This is a genomic window from Arenibacter algicola (assembly GCF_000733925.1).
GTDB lineage: Bacteria > Bacteroidota > Bacteroidia > Flavobacteriales > Flavobacteriaceae > Arenibacter > Arenibacter algicola.
Genome location: NZ_JPOO01000003.1, coordinates 369917 through 390759 on the forward strand (window position 1 = coordinate 369917; position 20843 = coordinate 390759).

Below are 20843 nucleotides of genomic sequence, written 5' to 3' on the forward strand. Positions count from 1 at the left end.
GAAAAGCACAAGTCCAGTTCTCTTACGTTACTATTTAGATAATTTAATGTACTCTTTCATATCAAAATCAAAAAGCTGATTGATTGTAACATTAAGTTCTTTTGAAATCATTAGTAAGGTCTCATACCTTGGGTTAGTATTCCCTCTTTCAAGTTCACCAATTGTCTTTTTAGCGTGACCAGTCCTAAAACCTAATTCCTCTTGAGAAATAGGTTTTCCTGTTTTAGGGTTGAGTACTGTTTTTCTAAGTTCAGCAATTCTATATCCTAAAGCCCTTTTTTCATTCTTAAGGTCAAAATTCTTCATTAGGATAAAATTCCTTCATTAGAGTTAAAATTTAGGATACTTATAAGTATCCTTTGTTGTTTTTTTATTATATTTGTCTCATTAACATATGTTTGCGATTCTTCTTTGTTTGAATTAGTCTAGAAGCAGTCGCTTGGATTCCCGGTCTAAAAACTGGTAACTTAATGCACGGGATGATAAGCAAGATGCCCATGACCCGGGGCGTGGGTTTTCTTATCAAAGTGTACTACACCAGTATATAGACCTTAAAGTGAGATTCAATCCACTTTATCTGAGCGTTGTTTTACTCAGAAGTTTTGCAAGCAGTAACCAAAAGGCTAAAAGAGCTATGAAACACACCTTATGTAACTTAAATGGTAAAACAGCCACTGGGCAACTTACCGTTCTTTTGCAGCATACCGCGTACGACATTCTCTTTACCAAAAAGCCCAAGAACCCAATATAGGTTTGCACAGAACTGGTTAGAAAAAGTAAACCGGTTCATCAATTATGGGATTTGTGTTGTACCCTTTTTTCCGGAACTCGAAAATCCTTTTATCCCATAATCACGATCCACACATTTCTTGGCATCCGGCCAAATAACGACCAAGCAGCCTAACATCATTTAAGGCCAGCCCTTTGCTGATTCAGCTGTGCTATAATATAGCATTGTTGACAGGCTAGGGGAGTAGCCATAAAAGTGAGCTAGCTGAGGTATGCCGATAGGGCAGCCATAATCTTGCACACCAAACAGCAATACCAACTAATAGATCCTTATTGCCTATGACATAGAACATATACAAAAATAGCCTCCCAAACCCTGTTTGACCGACTAGTTTGGAAGGCCTTGACAAAGAATTCATTTGGAATTTTTCAATTGGCTAAAAAATCGCCCTTTTTCACCCACTTTTTGTCTTTTTTTCCTTCCGTAGCCCTGCTATGCAACTCAAAAAAGCCTTCAATAGGGCAAAAAATGACAGATTTTCGCTTCAATCCAAAAAGTCTAAACGAATTCATAAATAAAACTAAGTTTCATCTAATCTTCAAAATTATGAAAAATAATCTTGAGTACAGGGGCTTTATACGCCTATGTTTACTATATATCTGCTTTCTTGTTCCCCCACCTTACTTTGCCCATTTCCCCCATGGGCATTGTTTTAATTCTTTTTCCAACCTTGATACCCAACAACAGCACCAGATCTCCGGTACCGTTACCGACAGCTACGGTCCCATGCCCGGGGTACATGTACTTATCAAGGGTACTAATACCGGTACTTTTACCGATCCAAACGGGAACTATTCCCTTATGGTAAACAACAAGGACATCCTGGTCTTTTCCTATCTGGGCCACCACAGCAGGGAACTCTCCGTATTGGGCCGTACTACACTGGACGTGCAACTATTGTCCGAGGTCACCGAACTACAGGAGGTGGAAGTAAATGCCGGCTATTATACCGTAAAGGAAAAGGAACGCACCGGGAGCATCAGTAGGGTCACCGCCAAGGAAATAGAGCTACAGCCTATTATTAGTCCGTTAGAAGCCCTGCAGGGCCGCATGGCAGGGGTAGAGGTGGTACCCAATGGAAACTTACCGGGTATGGCATCCACTATTCGCATAAGGGGGACCAACAGTCTCCGTGCAGAAGGGAACCTACCCTTATATATTATTGACGGTGTACCCATTATTTCTACTCCTATTGGGAGCAATTCATTGATCGGCAATTTTGGACCTGGAGCCGATCCCCTGAATATGTTGAACCTTTCCAATATACAGAGTATAGAGGTCCTGAAAGATGCAGATGCTACTGCCATCTATGGTTCTCGGGGAGCCAATGGGGTAATCCTGATCACCACTAAAAAAGGGAATCAAACGGGGACCAAAATAGAGGCCCAGGCGTATTCCGGAATGTCAACGGTCCCCAATAGAGTTAAAGTTTTGGATACCCAGGAATATTTGAAGGTCAGAAATTCAGCCTTCGAAAATGATGGCTTGGAACCTACACCTTTCAATGCATACGATTTGGTGGTATGGGACCAAAACCGCCAAACGGACTGGCAGGATGTCTTTTTTGGAGGGGTTTCACCGGTTACCGATCTTAATTTGTCCTTTTCCGGCGGAAATGCTTCTACCAACTATAGTCTGAGAGGATCCTATCATAACCAAGGTACTGTCTTCCCGGGCGATTTCAAATACAACAAGGTTACCACAGCCCTTAATTTGAACCACTTGTCCGAAAATCAAAAACTGGGCATCAATCTATCCGTTAATTATGGTGTGGATACCAATGATTTGGTAGGTAGTGTTAATTTGACCACTAGAGGGTTGAGTCTACCTCCCAATGCCCCACCTATTTTTAACCAAGATGGCAGTCTTCATTGGGAAGAATGGAGCGATGTTGGACAGAACAACCCCTTGATGGGCTTTCACAATTCAAGCGAAACATTGTCCAATCACCTGGTGGGCAATATGGGCATCACCTATCAGCTTGCAAAAGGCCTCAGTCTTAAGGCCAATTTAGGATACACTGACTTTGAAAGTAGGGAAGTGGTAAAATACCCCAAAAGATCCTATAACCCTGCCTGGAGTTTTATTGAACACCAATCCGAGCACCTTCAGTTCAATAGAAAATCTTGGATCATAGAACCTCAATTAATATATGGCAACAACTTTTTGGGTGGCAAAATCGACATCTTGTTGGGTACCACCTTTCAGCAAAGTACCAACAATATGTTATCCATAAATGCAACGGATTATGTATCCGAAAGCCAAATAGGCAATCTCAGGGCCGCCAGTGCGGTTACTGTTAGGGCCAATGAAAATATAGACTATAGATACAATGCAATCTTTGCTCGCCTGGGACTTAACTGGAACCAAAAATATTACCTGAATTTCACTGGAAGAAGGGATGGTTCCTCCCGATTTGGTCCCGGCAAGCGTTTTGCCAATTTTGGTGCCATAGGAGGGGCATGGATATTTACCGATTACAATTCACAAAAGGGAAAGGCCTCATTTTTGAGTTTTGGGAAACTACGGGGAAGTTACGGTATTACAGGAAATGACCAAATAGGGGACTACGGATATCTGGACACTTACGAACCCACACCGGGTCCTGGAGGTCTTTATCCTACCCAATTGGCGAATACCGATTATTCTTGGGAAGAGAACAAGAAATTGGAAGCGGCCCTTGATCTTGGATTTCTAAGGGATAGGATCAATTTAGCAATTAATTGGTACCGCAACAGGTCCTCCAACCAATTGGTAGGATATCCTTTGCCTGCAATGACGGGCTTTAATTCCGTACAGGCCAACCTGCCGGCCACAGTCCAGAACACCGGATGGGAGGTAGGACTTACCACTTTGAACATAAAGAACAAGGCAATACGTTGGCAGACTTCTCTAAATATAAGTTTCCCCGAGAACAAACTTTTAAGCTATCCCGATATTGAACAATCCTCTCACGCAAATACGTATAGGGTAGGCCAGCCGTTGAACATTGCACTATTGTACCAATACGATGGTCTGGATCCACAAACCGGATTTTATAAGATGGCAGATATTAATGGGGACAATAGGTTGGATTATAAAGACCGTGTTGTTATAAAGGATTTGGGGCGACAATATTTTGGAGGTATAAACAACAGTTTGAGCTTCAAAAATTTTTACCTTAATTTCTTATGGGAATTTGTTAAGCAGGAAGGAAGCCTTCATATGTTCAATGCAGGAAACCTAAGTATGCAGCGGCAGGAGGTGGTGGAGGCCTTGGAAGAAGGAAGCAAATTTCAAAAAGTTTCCCGATCCATACAGGCGTTGATTGCCTATTCCAATGCTCAGAATTCCTCCTTTCCCTATACGGACGCCTCCTTTATTCGCTTAAAGACCCTTTCCGTTGGATATGATCTACCATCTAATATCATAAAAGAAGTTGGACTCAGTGCTTGCCAACTTTTTGTGAACGGACAGAACCTAATAACGATCAGCAATTATGGTGGTCTGGATCCTGAAATGCCAATTGGCGGAACACAGTTTTCCGCACTGCGCACGATCACCTGTGGAATAAAACTGAATTTCTAAAATAAACCCTATGAAAACACAAGTATATATCAAGCAATTCATGGTGATCATTTTCTTTTGCCATTTTGCCTCCTGTGAAGAATTCGTTGAACTGGAGTCTCCTGACCTAAAAATAGTCAGCGAGGTAGTTTTTAACAACGATGCAACGGCCATAAGCGCTATGAAGGGCGTTTATAATGAGCTGGTCCGTGCCTCTTTTAGCGGTGGATGGCAAAATAGTGTTACGGCCTTGGCAAGTTTGTCCGCAGATGAATGTAGCGGTTTAAGTACGACCAATTTAACCTATACAGAGTTTGAAGAGAATGAAATAATGCCATCCAACACAAGAAACCTGGAGGTTTGGTCCAGTGCCTACAATATTATTTATATGACCAACTCACTGTTGGAAGGCTTGGAAAATTCCAAAGATCTGACCGAGGAAATCCGTTTACAGTTGGTAGGTGAGGCAAAGTTTGTCAGGGCCTTCTCCTATTTCTATTTGGTGAACCTTTATGGCCCTGTACCACTACTGTTATCCACAGAGTATCAAATAAATGCCCGAGCCTCCCAAAATACGGAAGAGGAGGTATATAGGCTGATGGTCAAGGATCTTCAAGAGGCCATAGGGGTTTTGGGAGACGAATACGAAGAGGGGGAAAGAACATATATAAATCGTTTTGCCGCTATGGCCCTAATGTCCAGGATAAACCTATATCAACAAAATTGGGCAGAGGCCGAAAATTGGAGCAGTCAGGTAATTGCTGAAACTGCTAGGTATGAAATATTGGAGAATTTGGATGAGGTCTTCCTGGCCAATAGCAAGGAAGCAATTTGGCAATTGTCCCCTGTGGGCAACGGGGATTCTTCAACACAGACGAATGAAGGGTCTATATTTATAATCCACCCAACATCTCCTTCGGCATCATTATTAAAACTGAACGATGATTTGGTGGGGTCATTTGAATCCCAGGACAAACGACTGACCCACTGGATAAACTTACATGAAGGGATCAATGCATACTATCCTTATAAATACAAGGATAGAAACAGCACCAACAATCTAACGGAATATTCTATGGTGTTTCGGTTGGCCGAACAATATTTAATAAGGGCGGAGGCCAGGGCAATGATGGACAATCTGCCCGGTGCAATCGCCGATCTCAACACCATACTAAATCGTGCAAACATTGCGACCATTTTAGAAACGGATCCATCCTTAAATAAAGAGACTCTTTTGCAATTGATAATAAGCGAGCGAAGAAATGAACTGTTTACGGAATGGGGGCATCGTTGGTTGGATCTGAAACGGACCGGAATGGCATCTCAAGTATTATCTCCCAGAAAGCCATTGTGGCAGGAGCCGGATATGTTGTATCCCATTCCTGAACAGGAACGTTTAAAAAATGCTAACCTTGGGCAGAACCCTGGCTATTAAAAGTTTGCAAAATGATGAACGTAAAATTAAAGTTCGTTTTTCTCCTTACAATGGTTCTTCACTCCTTGAGTACCGCCAAGGCGCAATCCTACATACCAAATAAAATTGATGATTCGTCTATAGATAATAGCATTAGGCAGGGTAAATTACCCAATGGATTCACATACTATATAAAATCCTTGGAAGAACCCCAGGCCAAGACCTATTTACGGTTTTACGTCAAGGCCGGTTATGAATGTGAGGATGGTGATCAGTTGCACCTATCCCATTTCCTGGAACACATGGCTTTTAAAGGGAGTGAGCATTTTCCTTTGGGTATTGCCAACGAAACCAAACTTTTGAAGGAAATAGGAATGGATGCCATAGGCCGTGACTTTTATGCAAATGCCGGGGATAAATCTGTGAACTATGTATTCAATGCCAATCCAGCCAACAAAAAATCATTGGAGACGGGATTGTTATGGTTCAGGGATATCGCTACTGGTCTAAAGTTGGATGGGAAGGATATAGATTCGGAAAGAGGTGCACTGAAGCAGGAAATTATTATCCGGGCCGAACCTAACTTAAATGAAGTTTTTGCAAAATCAGCACTATATGCCAAGTTATTTCCTTGTAAAAGAGATGAAAGCAACTATTTTGAGCACATGGCAACGTTTCCCCCAGAGGCCCTTAGGCGTTTTTACATGGATTGGTATAGACCTGATTTAATGGCTGTTTGTGTAATAGGCAATATAGAGAACGTGGTTGGCCTTGAAGAATTGATAAGGGAAGTGTTTGTAGATATTAGGCCTTCCAATAATCCCAGAAAGTCTCCCAACTGCGATTCCCTTTATCTTAACAGTCCTCCCCAGTTTGCTGTAGTGGGGTTAGAGCCGGATTCTATTGATGCAGAAACTAAGGAAAAAACGGAATTCCAATTGTTTTACCGGGATAGACCGGATGGGTCAAGCACAACCAAATTTGAAGAAACTACGAAGAAATTATTGTGGAAATCGATCGTTGGAATTATGAATAGTCGATTTGAAGACTTGAACAATAATTACAATAATGGCTTAAGAGCATTGGCTTGGGACCCAAAAGAATATAAAAGTGTACCCTCCACTTGCATGGTAAATATCATTACAGAAAATGGAAAGGAAAGGGAAGCCATATCGAGTACCATGGAAATCGTTGGCCAGTTTCAAAAATTTGGTGCCACTAGTTTGGAATGGGAAAGGGAGAAGGCCAGGCAACTTAAAAAGTTGTCCGTTGAACCCCCTTACTTGGCGAATTATTGGATCAAGGAAATTTGGGATCACTATACATTGCAAGAGCCCTTACCTTCCAATAAACTTTCTTCTGCGGAACAGTGGCTTAGTAAACTGTCTTTAGATGATTTTAACGATCAGGCAGCAAAACTTTTTTATGGAATGCCACAGGATATTGGGATAATAGCCCCTATGGGCAACAAAATGTTGTCCTGCCCAGAAGAAGATGTGCGTTCATGGATCAATAAGGCAATCAAAACTCCTAAGGGACCATATATCCCACCAGCGATTCCATCAAAATTGATCAATAACAACAAGATTGCCGAACTAAGGGAAAAAGGATATACGTTTAAAGGTAAAACAGAATCCGGAGCCTCTGAGTTCATATTGGACAACGGGGTAAGGGTAGTACTACTGCCCAATGCCCCATCCTCCGATGTAAAGGAAGATAAGGTTAAGCTGCATGGGTTCAGTGCCGTTGGAGCATCCTGTTTGCCGGAAGAGGAATACTATTCCGCTATTAGTGCACCCAGGATTGTCTTAAACGCCGGGGTAGGTAAATTTGATAAATTTGAAATAAATAGATTTCTTGCCGATAAGGGAGTACAAGGGGTTGCACCTTATGTGAAAGCACAGGAATCAGGCATTAGAGGAGAAACAATAGTCGATGGCCTGGAAAGTTTGTTGCAAATGGTATACCTATATTACACACGGACCCGAAAAGATAAGGATGCCAATCTAGACTGGATGAAAATGGTGAATTCATCGTATTCCGACCCCACGTATAACTTGGCATATACCGATTTTAATAACTATATACAGGAATTTATTGCCGGTTGGCCAACAGCTTTGGTGGATGGAACACATTATTTTAATGGCACTAGGAATACGAACTTTAAAAAGGCATATAAGAACTACCAAGAGCTCTTTGGAAATGCCAGGGATTTTACTTTTTTGATAAGTGGAAGTTTTGACCAAGATAAAATACTTCCATTACTACAAAAATACTTGGGAAATCTTCCGAATACATCCGAACCTAAGCTATGTAATTTCAAATCATCTGCCCAGGACCATCTGCCCAAAGGGCCGATAGTTAAGAAATTTCCGATCCCTACTGAATATAGTAGAAACAATATCCTATATAGCATGATGTTCATTAAGGCCAGAGGGGCCAATGTAAATTGGAGGAAACAGATCAAAACTGAATTGTTGGGAGCATTTGTTTGGGAGTTAGCCTGGGCCTTGCGCTTTGAGAAAGGTTACTCTATTTATCATATAGAAGGCTATGGCCAATACAACAAAGAAATGTCCCGTTATGAAGTCGGTATAAAAGTGGATTGTGAACCTGAGGAATGGAAAAAAGTACAAAAAGAATGTCGACAAATTTTTTCGGACATAAAGAAGGGCAATGTACAGGAAGAGCTATTTGATCGTGTGTATAAGCGTTTGTCCGCAAAATATGACGCCAACAAATCGGGAAATCCGGAACAAAGGTGGTCAAAAACCTTTGAACATTACCGCTACAATATGCCTTGGACGGATCCACAAGACATGGAAACCTATATGAAATCTATTAGTTTCACGGATATTGTAGAATTTTCGCTTGCATTTTTCGATGAGCTTGATCAATATGAATTTATTATGGGTGAGGACTTATAGTTACACTATATACTATTAAAACCAAAAGCACACAGTGGAAAAATCCACTGTGTGCTAATGTTGACTCCATTCCCTACCTAGGGCAGAATAATAAGTGTACCGTTACCCTTCTTTTGAGTAGATAGATTCTGCTCATCATAGACTTCAAAAGGACCATCTCCACCAACTGTTGCTTCACAAGGTTGTGTTCCTGTACCACAGTCCACCTCGGTAATGGCTTCCCATTGACCATTCCTTAGAATGTAATCGTTATTGGCCTCGTCATCCAAAATGGTGAACGCAAAAGACAATCCAATGGCAAAAACAAATGCCAACATCGGTAAAATTATTTTCAACTTTTTCATGATAATATAATTTTAATTAATAATAAGTGCCTACTCTTTTCTACAGGTTTTCGGTCTTTCTCCTGCTTTTGTTGCAACAAAATATCTTCATTATTTCACTTTTAATGTTTAGATCCTATGGCCATTTAAGGGCCTTGGTGGATCTTGTTCCATGTATTATTTTTATGTTTGGGGGAGAGCAATATGGCCAGTAAGGCCAATAGGAGCAATATCAGATTGAGCAACAAATGCTGTTCCCAGGACAAGAGGGAGATAATGCCCCCACAGGAACAAGGTTTATAGGGGGCAAAAAATAGAATGGCCACGGTGTAGCCGGTAAATAGGAGCATCAGGACTGCTGCTCCGTAAAGACCTCTCAATCTGGTTTTTTTCAAAATCAATAACAGGGCAACGGCCAGTTCCGACAACGGTACGGCCCAAGAGGCGAGGGAAGCTATGGCCTTGCCCCGAAGTACGGGGGAGTTCCTGATGTTGTCATAGAATAGATGCCCTTCCAGGAGTTTGGTAAGTCCGGCATAAGCAAATAGGATAATGAATAACAAACTGGTGACCTCGACAATTATCTCCCTTTGCTTTTGATACCATTTCATATTATTTGTATCGTTTTGATATTGAATGGTATAAAATTAAGTTGGTTGAATTATCTCTCTGGGATAATAACTGTTCTGAAAAGGATTAGTTGAAATATTTATTGCGGTCAGGAGTTGAGCCTTAGGTCTCTAGGCGTGTACCCATACCTTGCTTTAAATTCCCTTGAAAAATGGGTAGCATTCTTAAATCCATTTTGCCGTGCAATGCGTTTAAAAGGTTCATTGGAACTTTTAACCAAAACATGTGCATTTCTAAGTCGCTCATTTTTTAGAAACTGAAACACCGTCATACCAAACAACTCCTTGAAGCCCTTCTTTAGTTTATATTCATTGGTGCCAAATTCATGGGCCAACTCCTGAAGGGATGGGGCATTTTTATCTAGATTGTTTTTGAGATAGGTTCCTATGGCCCTAAAGGTTTCCAAATCGGATACGTTTAAGAATGACTTTTCAACCAAAGAATGTTTGGCTCTAGGAAGTCGTATCTGTTTTAATATTCTGGATTGTAATTTTCTTTCGTAAAGTTTGGTGTTTTTTATAATATCCGCTGACAATAGCATATACCTGGCTTTAGGATATTTCTCTTCGGGGAGCTCAACTATCTTACAATATGCTGGAAGCTGCAAATTCATTTTAGTCTTAAATACAAGCCTCAGATTACTATCAAAATCATGGTCCGAGCTTAGCGATTTTGTATAATCGACCCATTTTATGACCGATTCTTTTTCAAGTAGATTCACCAAGGGTAGATCAAGTAGCTCTTTGCTTTCCCAATGTAATAATTGGGTGACATCTTTATTTGCATAGCTTATATTGAAGTTCTTGTCCAAGAAAAAAATCATTTGCACCAAATGCATATACGAGTCGTGCATATTAACATACCCCTGATGTAAAAAGGAATCCTTTATTTCTTCAGCAACAATATTCACTATGGCGGTAAGTGCCTCCATCTCGTCCCGCTTATCCGTTCTTTCCAACCGATAGGAAAAGTTACCCCTTGATATTTCGATCAAGAGTTGAAATACTTTATTAAGCCTGCCATTGTACGTTACATTTTCCATAGATATTGGCTATTTTACCTAATTGCACTTACTATTTACGGACACTCTATTCAGTTCAGATTTAGATGCTACAATCATTCGATGAAGTCAGATAGGAATTGTAATCCTTCCAACTCACTACTTACGACCTTAGTGGGAATAGGGGGCATATTGGCCAACATGTATAGATCGGTCAAAATTTGGGATAAGGGATTATCGGAAATAAAAGCTACGGCTATTGTAAGCGACGAGCCTTCGTTAGCCAGAAATCTTCTGGCATCTTTATTAATGTCTATTATGCCTCGAATATCACAGAGTATAGGATATGCCCTGCCTTTTTGCAGTTTTAAACGATCCGACACTATTTCCATGGCACCGGCCAATTGAATCGCAATATTTTGCTTGTAAGTAAATCGGACTATTCCATTATCTATACCATACTCAGCATATTCATTTTCGAAACTTTTTTTCATGGTAACTTTCCAAAAATGCAACTCAAAGTAATAATTTTTATACAAATTTTGTAGGATTATCGATAAAAAGCTTCAGAACTTATCTGTAAGGGATTATTAATGATCTATAAAGGATTTAATATAGTTCCCGGATAGCCTTAGCTAGGTTTATAACCTTGATTTTATGTAGTTTATAGGTCTAAAATTGATTGTTCGATAAATGAATAACCCATAAACCAACTTGAAAATGGCAAAGATAAAACCCAATAATTTTCTTGATACCGTAGATAGTGTATTTAACGATGCTAAAAAGCAGGGGATATTACATCTGTATGCAGAAGGTGATTGGTTTACCGGGAGACATATAAGAATAGGGGATAAGGATTTATTTCATTTCGGAACTACCGGATACCTCGGTTTGGAACAAGATCCAAGATTAAAAAAAGCAGCTGTGGACGCCATCAATAGGTACGGGACCCAATTTCCGCTCTCCAAAACCTATATCTCACACCCCTTGTACAAGACATTGGAGGACAAGGTAACTGAAATGTATTCCAGTCCTGTTATTATTACTAAAAACAGCACTTTGGGACATTTGGGAGTCATACCCAGTGCCGTTGAGGACCAAGATGCCATAATTCTAGATCACCAAGTTCATTGGAGCGTGCAAAGTGCCGCAAAACTTCTAAAAGCCAGGAGCATTCCCATAGATATGATCAGGCACAATAATCTGGAAATGCTAGAGGACAAAATTAGAAAACTTTCTTCTAAACATAAGAGGATCTGGTACATGGCAGATGGAGTATATTCCATGTTCGGCGATGTTTCTCCAGTGATGGAGCTTATGGAGCTTTGCAATAAATACCCCCAGTTACACCTTTATTTTGATGATGTGCACGGCATGAGCTGGATAGGGAAGAATGGTACCGGATATGTCCTGGACATTTTAAAGGAGCTACCGGAACAGGTATTGCTTTTTGGAACTTTAAGTAAGACATTTGGCGCAAGCGGTTCAGTATTTACATGTGCCAATGCCAAAATGTACGCAAAAATCAAAAACTTTGGCGGACCCTTGACTTTTTCGGCCCAATTGGAACCAGCATCAGTAGCAGCCGCGATTGCCTCGGCTGATATACATTTATCTTCCGAAATCTATTCCTTACAGGCCGATCTTATGGATCGTATAGCGTATTTTAATTTGCTCCTTTCCCAATCGGAGCTCCCACTGGTCGAACAGAACAATTCACCGGTATTCTATATAGGCACCGGAATGCCGGTAACGGGATATAATTTTGTAAACCGAATGATGAAGGAAGGATATTTTGTCAATTTAGGATTATTCCCTGCCGTACCTGTAAAAAATACCGGTGTTCGCATTACTATTTCAAGGCACAATCAAAAGGAAGAAATCAAAGGTTTGGTGGAAGCCATGCAATATCATTATCCCCGTGCCTTAGAAGCCACCAATACAACGGATAAAACTGTAAGATCGGCATTTAAACTTCCAGTAATTGAAAAAGGAAAAATTGACACAAAGCCTAAAATTGAACTCAATGTGCAATATGCCAATAGTATTTTCAAAATACAGAAAAATGAGTGGGATGCTTTATTAGGGGAATACGGCATTTTCGATTGGGAAGGTCTTCGATTTTTAGAAGCGGTTTTTTCAAAAAACAAGAAAAAGGAGGAAAATTGGAAATTCCATTATTACATTGTTCGAGACCTATTGGACAAGCCTATATTGGCCACTTTTTTTACCTACTCCCTTTGGAAGGACGATATGTTGGCTCCGGTATCGGTCTCCCAGAAAGTAGAGGAAATGAGAAAACAACATCCCTACCACATGACTTCGCATGTTCTTGGGATGGGTTCATTGTTTACGGAAGGTAAGCACTTATATTTGGACACCTCCCATCCATTATGGCATGAAGCCTTACACCAATTACTTGACGAACTGGAAAAGTTGGATCTTAAATTCAATGCCAAAATGTTAGTGTTCAGGGATTTTATCAAGGACGAAAAGCTATATGAGTTTTTCCATAATCATGGTTTCATAAAAGTGTCAATGCCGGACTCCAGCAGAATATCCAATCTCAACTGGAAAGATAACACTACCTATATTTCAAACCTATCCAAACGCTCCAGAAGTCATTTTAGAAAAGATATTGAGCCTTATATAGAAAGATTTAAAGTAGTGGTCACGGATAAAATCGAACCTAGTCAACATAACAATTTATTTGAACTAATGGAAAATGTTAGACAAAACAATCTAGGCCTCAATACCTTTCCGTTTCCGAAAAAAATATTTAAAATAATGAGCGATCACCCAGGTTGGGAGTTTATAATACTTAGCCTTAAGGCAGCATTTGCCAAGGATGGCAGGGAGCTGGTGGTAGGAGTAATGTTTTGTTACAAAAATATTGATAATGCCTATGTTCCTGCATTTATTGGAATGGACTATGAATATGCCAAAGTTCATCAAGTATATCGTCAGCTATTATACCAGACCATAAAGAGGGCAGGGGAGACAGGATTTGAAAAAATACCATTTGGAATGACTTCTGCCTTTGAAAAAAGAAAGCTTGGGGCAATGACCATATCACAGATTGCCTATGTCCAATCCAAGGACAATTATAATTTGGAATTGGTAGGGATGCTTGAAAACAGCGGTTGAAAAAGTGAATTAGCCCCACTAAAATATAATATACCGGAACTTAATCTTCTGAATTGCTTTTCACCAACATAGCATTAAAAGTTAGTAGGATGGATAATCGATTCAAGCACATTATTGATGGCTATTTTGAGAAACTTGAGGAAATTCTACCAAGTAAAAGGATAGACCTAAAAAAAAGCAATGAAGGAATTCATCTGAGCAATAATGCCCTTTATTTGCTGAAATTAATAGTGGAAAAGAAAGGTTTCAAATCCATTGAGGAAGAAATATATTTCTTTAAAAGGGTAAAATCTGAGCCCTTAAGCTATTTGGTCTATTTTAGCGAAGTCAGGTCTTGTGAACTCTTGATGCCCAAGATAGGTCTTGGAAATCAATTGAACTTTTTGGAAAAGAAAATTAAGCGCATCAATAAATTCTTCAATAGAAATTGGGACTTTGTCCATTATATGGAACAAGAACTTACCTACCTGGACGTTCAATACTTTACAAGGTCCAATCAAGTATTTCCCCTTTACTCCCTACCAGAAGCCTGTTACCTGGATCCCAAGTTCTTTACTTCTCATGATATGCTCTGGGCAAGAATAAAGGGAATGAATAGGTTTATCCTATACCTCCAAGAACTTATAAAACTATTAAAATTACAGAAACACAAAGCTTTACTAATTGAGAAGCCCAAGAGAGCATTGGTTTGGAGTGCCTCCAAAGCCGCCCTAACAGAATTGATATATGCCCTTTATTCCAGTTCTGCGGTTAACAATGGCAAGGAGGATATAAAAGGTATTGCATCGGCATTTGAGGACTTGTTCAATATTCGTTTGGACAACATTTATAAAACATATGCTGAGATAAAAAGTAGAAAAGATAGCAAAACACGATTTTTGGAGGAGCTCATCATAAGGTTCAATCAAAAAGTATATGAAGATGACGGTATATAAAAAAATCCGTCTCGAATTGTTATTGTTCCTATTAAAGATTGGCAATATGATCAATTTTAAATAGAAAAGAGGACGCACCCCTACGTCCTCTTTTTTTGAAGTTTGAAAAATAGATTCGTTCATACAAACTTATTTTTCAAGTCTTAACTTATGAATAACAAATATAGCCTCCAACTGTTATCATGATGTTCTTATTAAAAAAGAAAATTGCCCCAATCGCTAAACAACAACTTATATTGCTTGGGTAAAGGCGTTAAAAATCTCACAATAAATTTCTAATAATTCTATAAATATTTATAAATTTAGTTAAGATTTAAATTAAGTAATTGATTTTGAATAATTTATTTAAACTTAAGGTACAGTCTTATTTTGTGGATCAAGATATCCTTAAAAAAATTCAGTTGGTAGAACTCATCAAAAATGATTATCCTAAAATGAAATATAGCACGATCATGGCCTATATTTCCTTATTAAAGACGCAAGGGGTTTTAGATAATCCCTCTAGAGGAATGTACACCCTTAAGTATAAAGATTGATCTTATATTTCAATATATATTATCAAAATAGGAGACTAAAAAAATGTTTCTAAGTTACAGCTATGATCTAGCTATTAAATTTTAATCTCTTCCTCAACATTTTCATATCATCGCTTACCTTTCTATCAAGTATTTTGGCATAATGTTGGGTGGTTTTCAAGGATTTATGTCCCAACATCTTACTTACAGATTCAATAGACACACCATTGGTCAAAGTTACCGTGGTAGCAAAAGTATGTCTGGCCAAATGAAAGGTTAAATTTTTATTTATGCTACATAGATCAGCTATCTCTTTAAGATAGGCGTTCATTTTTTGATTGCTCAATACAGGTAATATTCTATCTCCATTTAGAATAGCAGGATGCTCGGCATACTTGTCAATAATAGCCTGTGCCGAAGGCAGGATGGGTATATTGCTGCGGGTGTCTGTTTTGGATCTTTTTATTTTTATCCAATTTTCACCGTCTATTCCCAAAACTAGGTTGTCATTGGAAAGCTTTTTGACGTCCGAATAGGCCAATCCCGTAAAGCAGGAAAAAAGAAAGATATCCTTTACTTGATCCAACCTGGCATTACTGATTTCTTTTTCCAACATCTGCTGAATTTCAGATTCGGTTAAAAATTCACGGTCTACAATTTTTAATCTACCTTTCCAATGAAGGAAAGGATCTTTTTGGATCCAATCATTCGCAAATGCAATCCGGACTATCTTTTTAAAATTGGTAATATACTTTACCGCAGTATTATGGGAACAATCGCGTTCAGTTTTTAAATAATACTCAAACCCATCAATAAAGGCGTGATCAACTTTCTTGATTGGAATATCCTCTACCTTATACTCCTTTTTAATATATTCTTCTACATGCTTTTTGGCCGTACAATAACGCTCTATAGTACCAGGGGCAAAATCTTTGCCTACCAATGCAGCTATCTTGTCATTGTGATCTTGGAAAATGTCCAAGGTCATTTTACTAGTTTTACTTTTTCCTAGGTAAGCATTTTTAATTAGTATCGGTGTAACTTCCAGTCCCTCCTCCATAAGGCGCTCATAAATCATATTCACCTTAGCTCTTGTATGGTCCATAAACCGATTCAATTCTCGGACTTCATGAGTTGTACCCTTCATTTTACCTGCCTGTGAATTCCATTTTTCAGGATTAATTTTGCGTTTAACACTTAATTCTGAACGCTTACCATCAACGGTAATCCTCATATATAAGGGGATTAAGCCATTTTTATCAACGTCGTTTCCTTTAGGATAAAATAGGGTAGAGAAAGAACTATTCATCGGTGAGTAATTTTATTGGTAAAAAATGCGTTATAAATATAATAATTTTTTACAAAAAAAATGCCTTGAAATTACTATATATCAGTTAGTTACAAGCTTTCGCGGTGAGTAATTTTTAAAATCAAAATTACTCACCGATTTACTCACCTTTTTTATGATATTTTATGGTTTTATTTGATATTTTGGAAAATTAAAAAAGCCCGAAAACATAATGTTTACGGGCTTTTGGTGGAATTTGGTAAATTCCCAGCGGAGAAAGAGGGATTCGAACCCCCGGAGGTGTGACCCTCAACAGTTTTCAAGACTGCCGCATTCGACCACTCTGCCATTTCTCCTTAGCGGGTGCAAATATAGAAACCTTTTTATTCTTTTTAAAAGAAAATCCATTTTTTATTTCATAATTTAAATTAGGCTAGATTCTTTCCAAGCACTTACTTTTGCCTAATGGAAGAATGGTACCATTATGTGCTTTTGGCTTTGGTAGGTCTCGCAGTTGGTGCGCTCAATACTTTGGCTGCCGGTGGCTCCCTTCTTACATTGCCCATTCTAATTTTTCTTGGCCTGCCCGCCAGTGTTGCCAATGGCACCAACAGGATAGCCGTACTTACCCAGGGAATTGCCAATGTTGCAGGCTACAAGAGTAAGGGCAAGGCAATAGCCAGTCCGTTTATTTTGTATCTTTCCATAGTAGCCACAGTAGGTACTCTAATTGGTTCCAAACTGGCCATAGATATTAATGAGAATGCCTTTAATAAGATACTGGCCATTGTAATGGTCCTAATAGTTATTGTGATGCTTGTACAACCCAGAATACGCATTAACGATTTTGAGGAAATCATTACGGGAAAACGACAATTTTGGGCCATTGTCTCCTTTTTCTTTATAGGTATTTACGGTGGCTTCATACAAGCAGGAACCGGTATTTTTGTGTTATTGGCGTTATCAACTATCAATCACCTTACATTGATGAAATCCAACGTCATTAAGGCTGTGGTCATGGTGGTGTACACCAGTGCAGCTTTGATACTTTTCGGGTTGAACGGTAAACTGGATTGGGAAATAGGCTTAACTTTGGCCTCCGGACAAACACTCGGAGGATGGTTGACCAGCAGATGGTCCGTGGACAAAGGGGACAAAATCGTAAAAATATTACTGATTATTGTGGTTATTTTCATGTCCATTAAACTATGGTTTTTTAATTAAAAGAGAATAAATTTTGGATATTATCAAGAAATTGGAATGGCGATATGCAGTGAAGAAGTTCAATGCCGATAAGATGTTGACAGAGGAAAAGCTGGAAAAATTAAAGCAGGCCTTTAATTTAACAGCCACTTCCTATGGATTACAACCCATCAAATTATTGGTGGTTCAAAATAAGGAGCTACAAAAGGAGTTGGTGAAGTTTTCCTATGGCCAAAAGCAGGTGGCCCAAGCATCGCACGTTCTTGTTATTTGTATTGAAAAGCAAATTGACCAGAAATTTATCCATGACTATTTTGCCAGGGTACAGCAAATTAGAAATACTTCGGATGAAATACTTGATCCCTTTAAGGGGGCACTGGTCGAAAGCTTCTCCAAAAAGGAAAGGGAAGAGGTCAGGGTATGGGCCACCAATCAGGCCTATCTAGCGTTGGGTACGCTGCTTACCGTTTGCGCCTTGGAGGAAATCGATGCCTGTCCTATGGAAGGGTTTCAACCAACGTCCTATGACGAGCTGTTGGGACTGGATAAACTAAAACTTACTTCTGTATTGGTACTTCCTGTTGGCTACAGGTCCACCGATGATATGTTTGCTACCTTAAAAAAAGTGCGTAGGGACTTGGATGAAAGTATCATTCATATACCCTGATCCAATCACAAAAAATCAATTTAATAACCTAATAATTAAGAATTAAAATATGCCAGGATTTGAACTTTTTGGAGATAAGGAACGGAAACAGGTCAATGACGTTTTGGATTCAGGAGTATTAATGCGGTATGGATTTGATGGCATGAGGAATGGCCATTGGAAAGCAAAAGAACTGGAAAAGGCCCTGGAAAAGCGAATGCAAGTGAACCATGCCCAATTGGTGAGCAGTGGAACTGCGGCCCTGACAGTGGCTTTGGCCTGTGCCAAAGTAGGTGCGGGGGATGAAGTTATTTTGCCGACATTTACTTTTGTAGCAAGCTTTGAAGCAGTCCTCTCCATAGGGGCTGTTCCCATCCTAGTAGATGTAGACGACACACTTACACTAGACCCCCTTGCCGTGGAGAACGCAATTACCGATAAAACCAAAGTAGTGATGCCTGTTCATATGTGTGGATCCATGGCAGATCTGGCACCATTAAAAGTGATTTGTGAAAAACACGGCCTAATTCTCTTGGAAGATGCCTGTCAGGCCATTGGTGGCAGTTACGACGGTAAACCTTTGGGCAGTTACGGGGATTTGGGATGTTTTTCGTTCGACTATGTGAAGACCATTACCTGTGGAGAGGGGGGTGCAGTGATTACCAATAACCAGGAGTTTTATAAACTCGCCGACCAATATTCAGATCATGGACATGATCATATTGGTAAGGATAGGGGAGCGGAAGGCCATCCGATCTTGGGCTATAACTATAGGATTTCAGAACTGCATGCCGCCGTAGGCCTTGCTCAAATAGAACGTTTGGACGATTTTATAGCTACCCAGAAAAGAAACTATACCATCTTAAAAGAGGCACTAGAACAAATTCCAGAAGTTAGCTTTAGGCGAGTCCCAAAAAATGGTGTTGAGAACTATTCCTTTCTCAGTTTCTTTCTGCCAACAGAAGAAATGGCCAGAAAGACAATCAAGGCTTTTTCTGAAAATGGCGTGGATGCCTGCTTTTATTGGTTCGACAACAATTGGCATTACTATAGGAAATGGGAGCATTTAAAGGATTTTAATAGCCTGAATGGTTTTTCCAAGGAATTAAGAGAGGGATTGCCGAATTATAATATGTCCGATTTTTCCATATCTGATCAATGGGTGGGCAGAAATATTTCCTGTTTAATCAAATTGGGTTGGTCCGAAGATGAAGTAATAGCCCGTGCCAACAATATGTCCAACCTCATTAAAAAACAGCTGTCCTAAAATGATTAGTTTCCTTGTTTATGTTATTTTTCATATCGATTATATTTTAATGCCGTCCAAGGAAATAGTTGACTATAGCTCATAAAAATGAAGCATTATCCCTATATTTAATTTTTTTATCACAAACTATTAAACCAATATCAAAATACCAAAAAATCATGAATACCAAGACTCTTTTCCTTTGCCTATTTACAGCTGCACTATCAATACAAATGATAGGTCAAAACAAACATGGGGGAACCCCTCCAGAAGTATCCCCAATGCCCATGAAACCACAAATGACCGAGATATGGGAACCGGAGGTTGAAGTTGTGGTACCGGCAAAAAAATTAGGGGATGCTCCGTCTGATGCCATTATATTATTTGACGGTAAAAATTTGGACCAATGGACCAGTCAGAAAGATAATTCCAAGCCGGCCCCATGGAAAATTGTAGACAATGACCATTTGGAGGTAGTACCAGGATCGGGCGGTATTAGCACGAAAATGAAATTTGGGGACTGTCAAATACATTTGGAGTTCAGTGCTCCGGATGTGGTTGAAGGAGAGAGTCAGGGCCGGGGCAATAGTGGATTGTTTTTACAGAATAGATACGAACTTCAAATATTGGACTCCTACAACAACAGAACTTACCGTAACGGACAGGCTGCAAGTATCTATAAGGACGAGGCCCCTTTGGTAAATGCCATGAAAAGTCCGTTGGAATGGAATACCTACGACATAATTTATACGGCTCCCCGATTTAAGGAAGACGGTCGTTTGGATGCAAAAGCAAGAATAACAGTGCTACACAATGGCGTTCTGGTACAAAATAATACCGTGATAAATGGAATTACCTACTATATAGGTTTACATAATTATCCCTCTGCCCATGGGGATGATGTAATTTCCCTTCAAGATCACGGCAACAAAACACAGTTCAGGAACATTTGGTTGAGAAAATTATAGATCTTTTATAAGGATTACCTTAATATTTAGAAATTCCTATTTTATTAAAAATAGCATAATCAGTTTCAAGAAATAAAGCCAAAAAAACGTATAGTTCATTTAATTAATACCTCCTTACTTGGGGGTATTTTTTTGCGCTCAATTGATTTTAGAATAATACCCCAAACATATCCCATATAATCATTTCCTAATCTTATTTGGCAATTATCACCTCCTTCGCCCTACCAATAAGACAGATAAATGCTTGTTATTTTCTTCATATATC

Annotated in this window: 16 protein-coding genes and 1 tRNA gene; 10 read left to right on the forward strand and 7 right to left on the reverse strand. The window is 39.3% G+C overall.

Going from position 1 to position 20843, the window contains the following annotated elements:
- Nucleotides 1-30 precede the first annotated feature (30 nt).
- On the reverse strand, nt 31-306 hold the full coding sequence (locus tag U735_RS0111800; protein WP_031444008.1) for a helix-turn-helix domain-containing protein: 276 nt from the start codon (nt 304-306) through the stop codon (nt 31-33).
- 1030 nt (nt 307-1336) lie between these two features.
- Between U735_RS0111800 and U735_RS0111810 the strand changes: the two genes are divergently transcribed.
- Genes U735_RS0111810 through U735_RS0111820 form a run of 3 tightly spaced genes read left to right on the forward strand, consistent with a single transcriptional unit; the run spans nt 1337 to nt 8677 of the window.
- A complete protein-coding gene (locus U735_RS0111810; protein WP_031444009.1) occupies nt 1337-4357 on the forward strand; it encodes a SusC/RagA family TonB-linked outer membrane protein in 3021 nt (1006 codons plus the stop codon).
- Nucleotides 4358-4367: 10 nt separating this feature from the next.
- Complete coding sequence (locus tag U735_RS0111815) at nt 4368-5771, forward strand: RagB/SusD family nutrient uptake outer membrane protein (RefSeq protein ID WP_031444010.1); 1404 nt, start codon at nt 4368-4370, stop codon at nt 5769-5771.
- 11 nt (nt 5772-5782) lie between these two features.
- Nucleotides 5783-8677: an insulinase family protein gene (locus U735_RS0111820; protein ID WP_084681113.1), complete on the forward strand. Its 2895-nt coding sequence runs from the start codon at nt 5783-5785 to the stop codon at nt 8675-8677.
- A 77-nt stretch (nt 8678-8754) separates the two neighbouring features.
- On the opposite strand, the gene U735_RS0111825 is transcribed toward U735_RS0111820, so the two are convergent.
- From U735_RS0111825 to U735_RS0111840, 4 genes are all read right to left on the reverse strand, one after another.
- Nucleotides 8755-9021 (reverse strand): DUF6520 family protein, encoded by a 267-nt coding sequence (locus tag U735_RS0111825; protein WP_031444012.1) that lies wholly within the window; start codon nt 9019-9021, stop codon nt 8755-8757.
- A 125-nt stretch (nt 9022-9146) separates the two neighbouring features.
- The gene (locus U735_RS0111830; RefSeq protein WP_051892108.1) at nt 9147-9611 is read right to left on the reverse strand and encodes a MauE/DoxX family redox-associated membrane protein; all 465 of its coding nucleotides are present in this window, start codon (nt 9609-9611) and stop codon (nt 9147-9149) included.
- Between the two features lie 107 nt (nt 9612-9718).
- Nucleotides 9719-10672 (reverse strand): helix-turn-helix transcriptional regulator, encoded by a 954-nt coding sequence (locus U735_RS25025; protein ID WP_031444014.1) that lies wholly within the window; start codon nt 10670-10672, stop codon nt 9719-9721.
- A 74-nt stretch (nt 10673-10746) separates the two neighbouring features.
- Entirely contained in the window at nt 10747-11124 is a 378-nt protein-coding gene (locus tag U735_RS0111840) for a DUF7793 family protein (protein WP_031444015.1), read from the reverse strand.
- 226 nt (nt 11125-11350) lie between these two features.
- On the opposite strand from U735_RS0111840, the gene U735_RS0111845 reads away from it, so the two are divergent.
- The 3 genes from U735_RS0111845 to U735_RS0111855 all read left to right on the forward strand — a co-directional run bounded on the left by U735_RS0111845 (nt 11351) and on the right by U735_RS0111855 (nt 15248).
- Nucleotides 11351-13777, forward strand: coding sequence for an aminotransferase class I/II-fold pyridoxal phosphate-dependent enzyme (locus U735_RS0111845; protein WP_031444016.1), 2427 nt, complete (start codon nt 11351-11353; stop codon nt 13775-13777).
- 89 nt (nt 13778-13866) lie between these two features.
- Complete coding sequence (locus tag U735_RS0111850; protein ID WP_034248451.1) at nt 13867-14712, forward strand: RteC domain-containing protein; 846 nt, start codon at nt 13867-13869, stop codon at nt 14710-14712.
- A gap of 332 nt (nt 14713-15044) precedes the next feature.
- Entirely contained in the window at nt 15045-15248 is a 204-nt protein-coding gene (locus tag U735_RS0111855) for a hypothetical protein (RefSeq protein WP_157365022.1), read from the forward strand.
- A 67-nt stretch (nt 15249-15315) separates the two neighbouring features.
- On the opposite strand, the gene U735_RS0111860 is transcribed toward U735_RS0111855, so the two are convergent.
- Nucleotides 15316-16536: a site-specific integrase gene (locus tag U735_RS0111860; protein ID WP_031444019.1), complete on the reverse strand. Its 1221-nt coding sequence runs from the start codon at nt 16534-16536 to the stop codon at nt 15316-15318.
- Between the two features lie 250 nt (nt 16537-16786).
- A tRNA-Ser gene (locus U735_RS0111865) sits at nt 16787-16871 on the reverse strand.
- A gap of 109 nt (nt 16872-16980) precedes the next feature.
- On the opposite strand from U735_RS0111865, the gene U735_RS0111870 reads away from it, so the two are divergent.
- From U735_RS0111870 to U735_RS0111885, 4 genes are all read left to right on the forward strand, one after another.
- Nucleotides 16981-17739, forward strand: a complete 759-nt coding sequence (locus tag U735_RS0111870; protein WP_031444020.1) for a sulfite exporter TauE/SafE family protein — start codon at nt 16981-16983, stop codon at nt 17737-17739.
- Between the two features lie 13 nt (nt 17740-17752).
- Entirely contained in the window at nt 17753-18385 is a 633-nt protein-coding gene (locus U735_RS0111875) for an NAD(P)H-dependent oxidoreductase (RefSeq protein ID WP_031444021.1), read from the forward strand.
- A gap of 49 nt (nt 18386-18434) precedes the next feature.
- Nucleotides 18435-19631 carry a DegT/DnrJ/EryC1/StrS family aminotransferase gene (locus U735_RS0111880; RefSeq protein ID WP_031444022.1) on the forward strand — a complete coding sequence of 399 codons (1197 nt, stop codon included), beginning with the start codon at nt 18435-18437 and terminating at the stop codon, nt 19629-19631.
- 158 nt (nt 19632-19789) lie between these two features.
- On the forward strand, nt 19790-20578 hold the full coding sequence (locus U735_RS0111885) for a 3-keto-disaccharide hydrolase (RefSeq protein ID WP_031444023.1): 789 nt from the start codon (nt 19790-19792) through the stop codon (nt 20576-20578).
- The last annotated feature ends 265 nt before the right edge of the window (nt 20579-20843 follow it).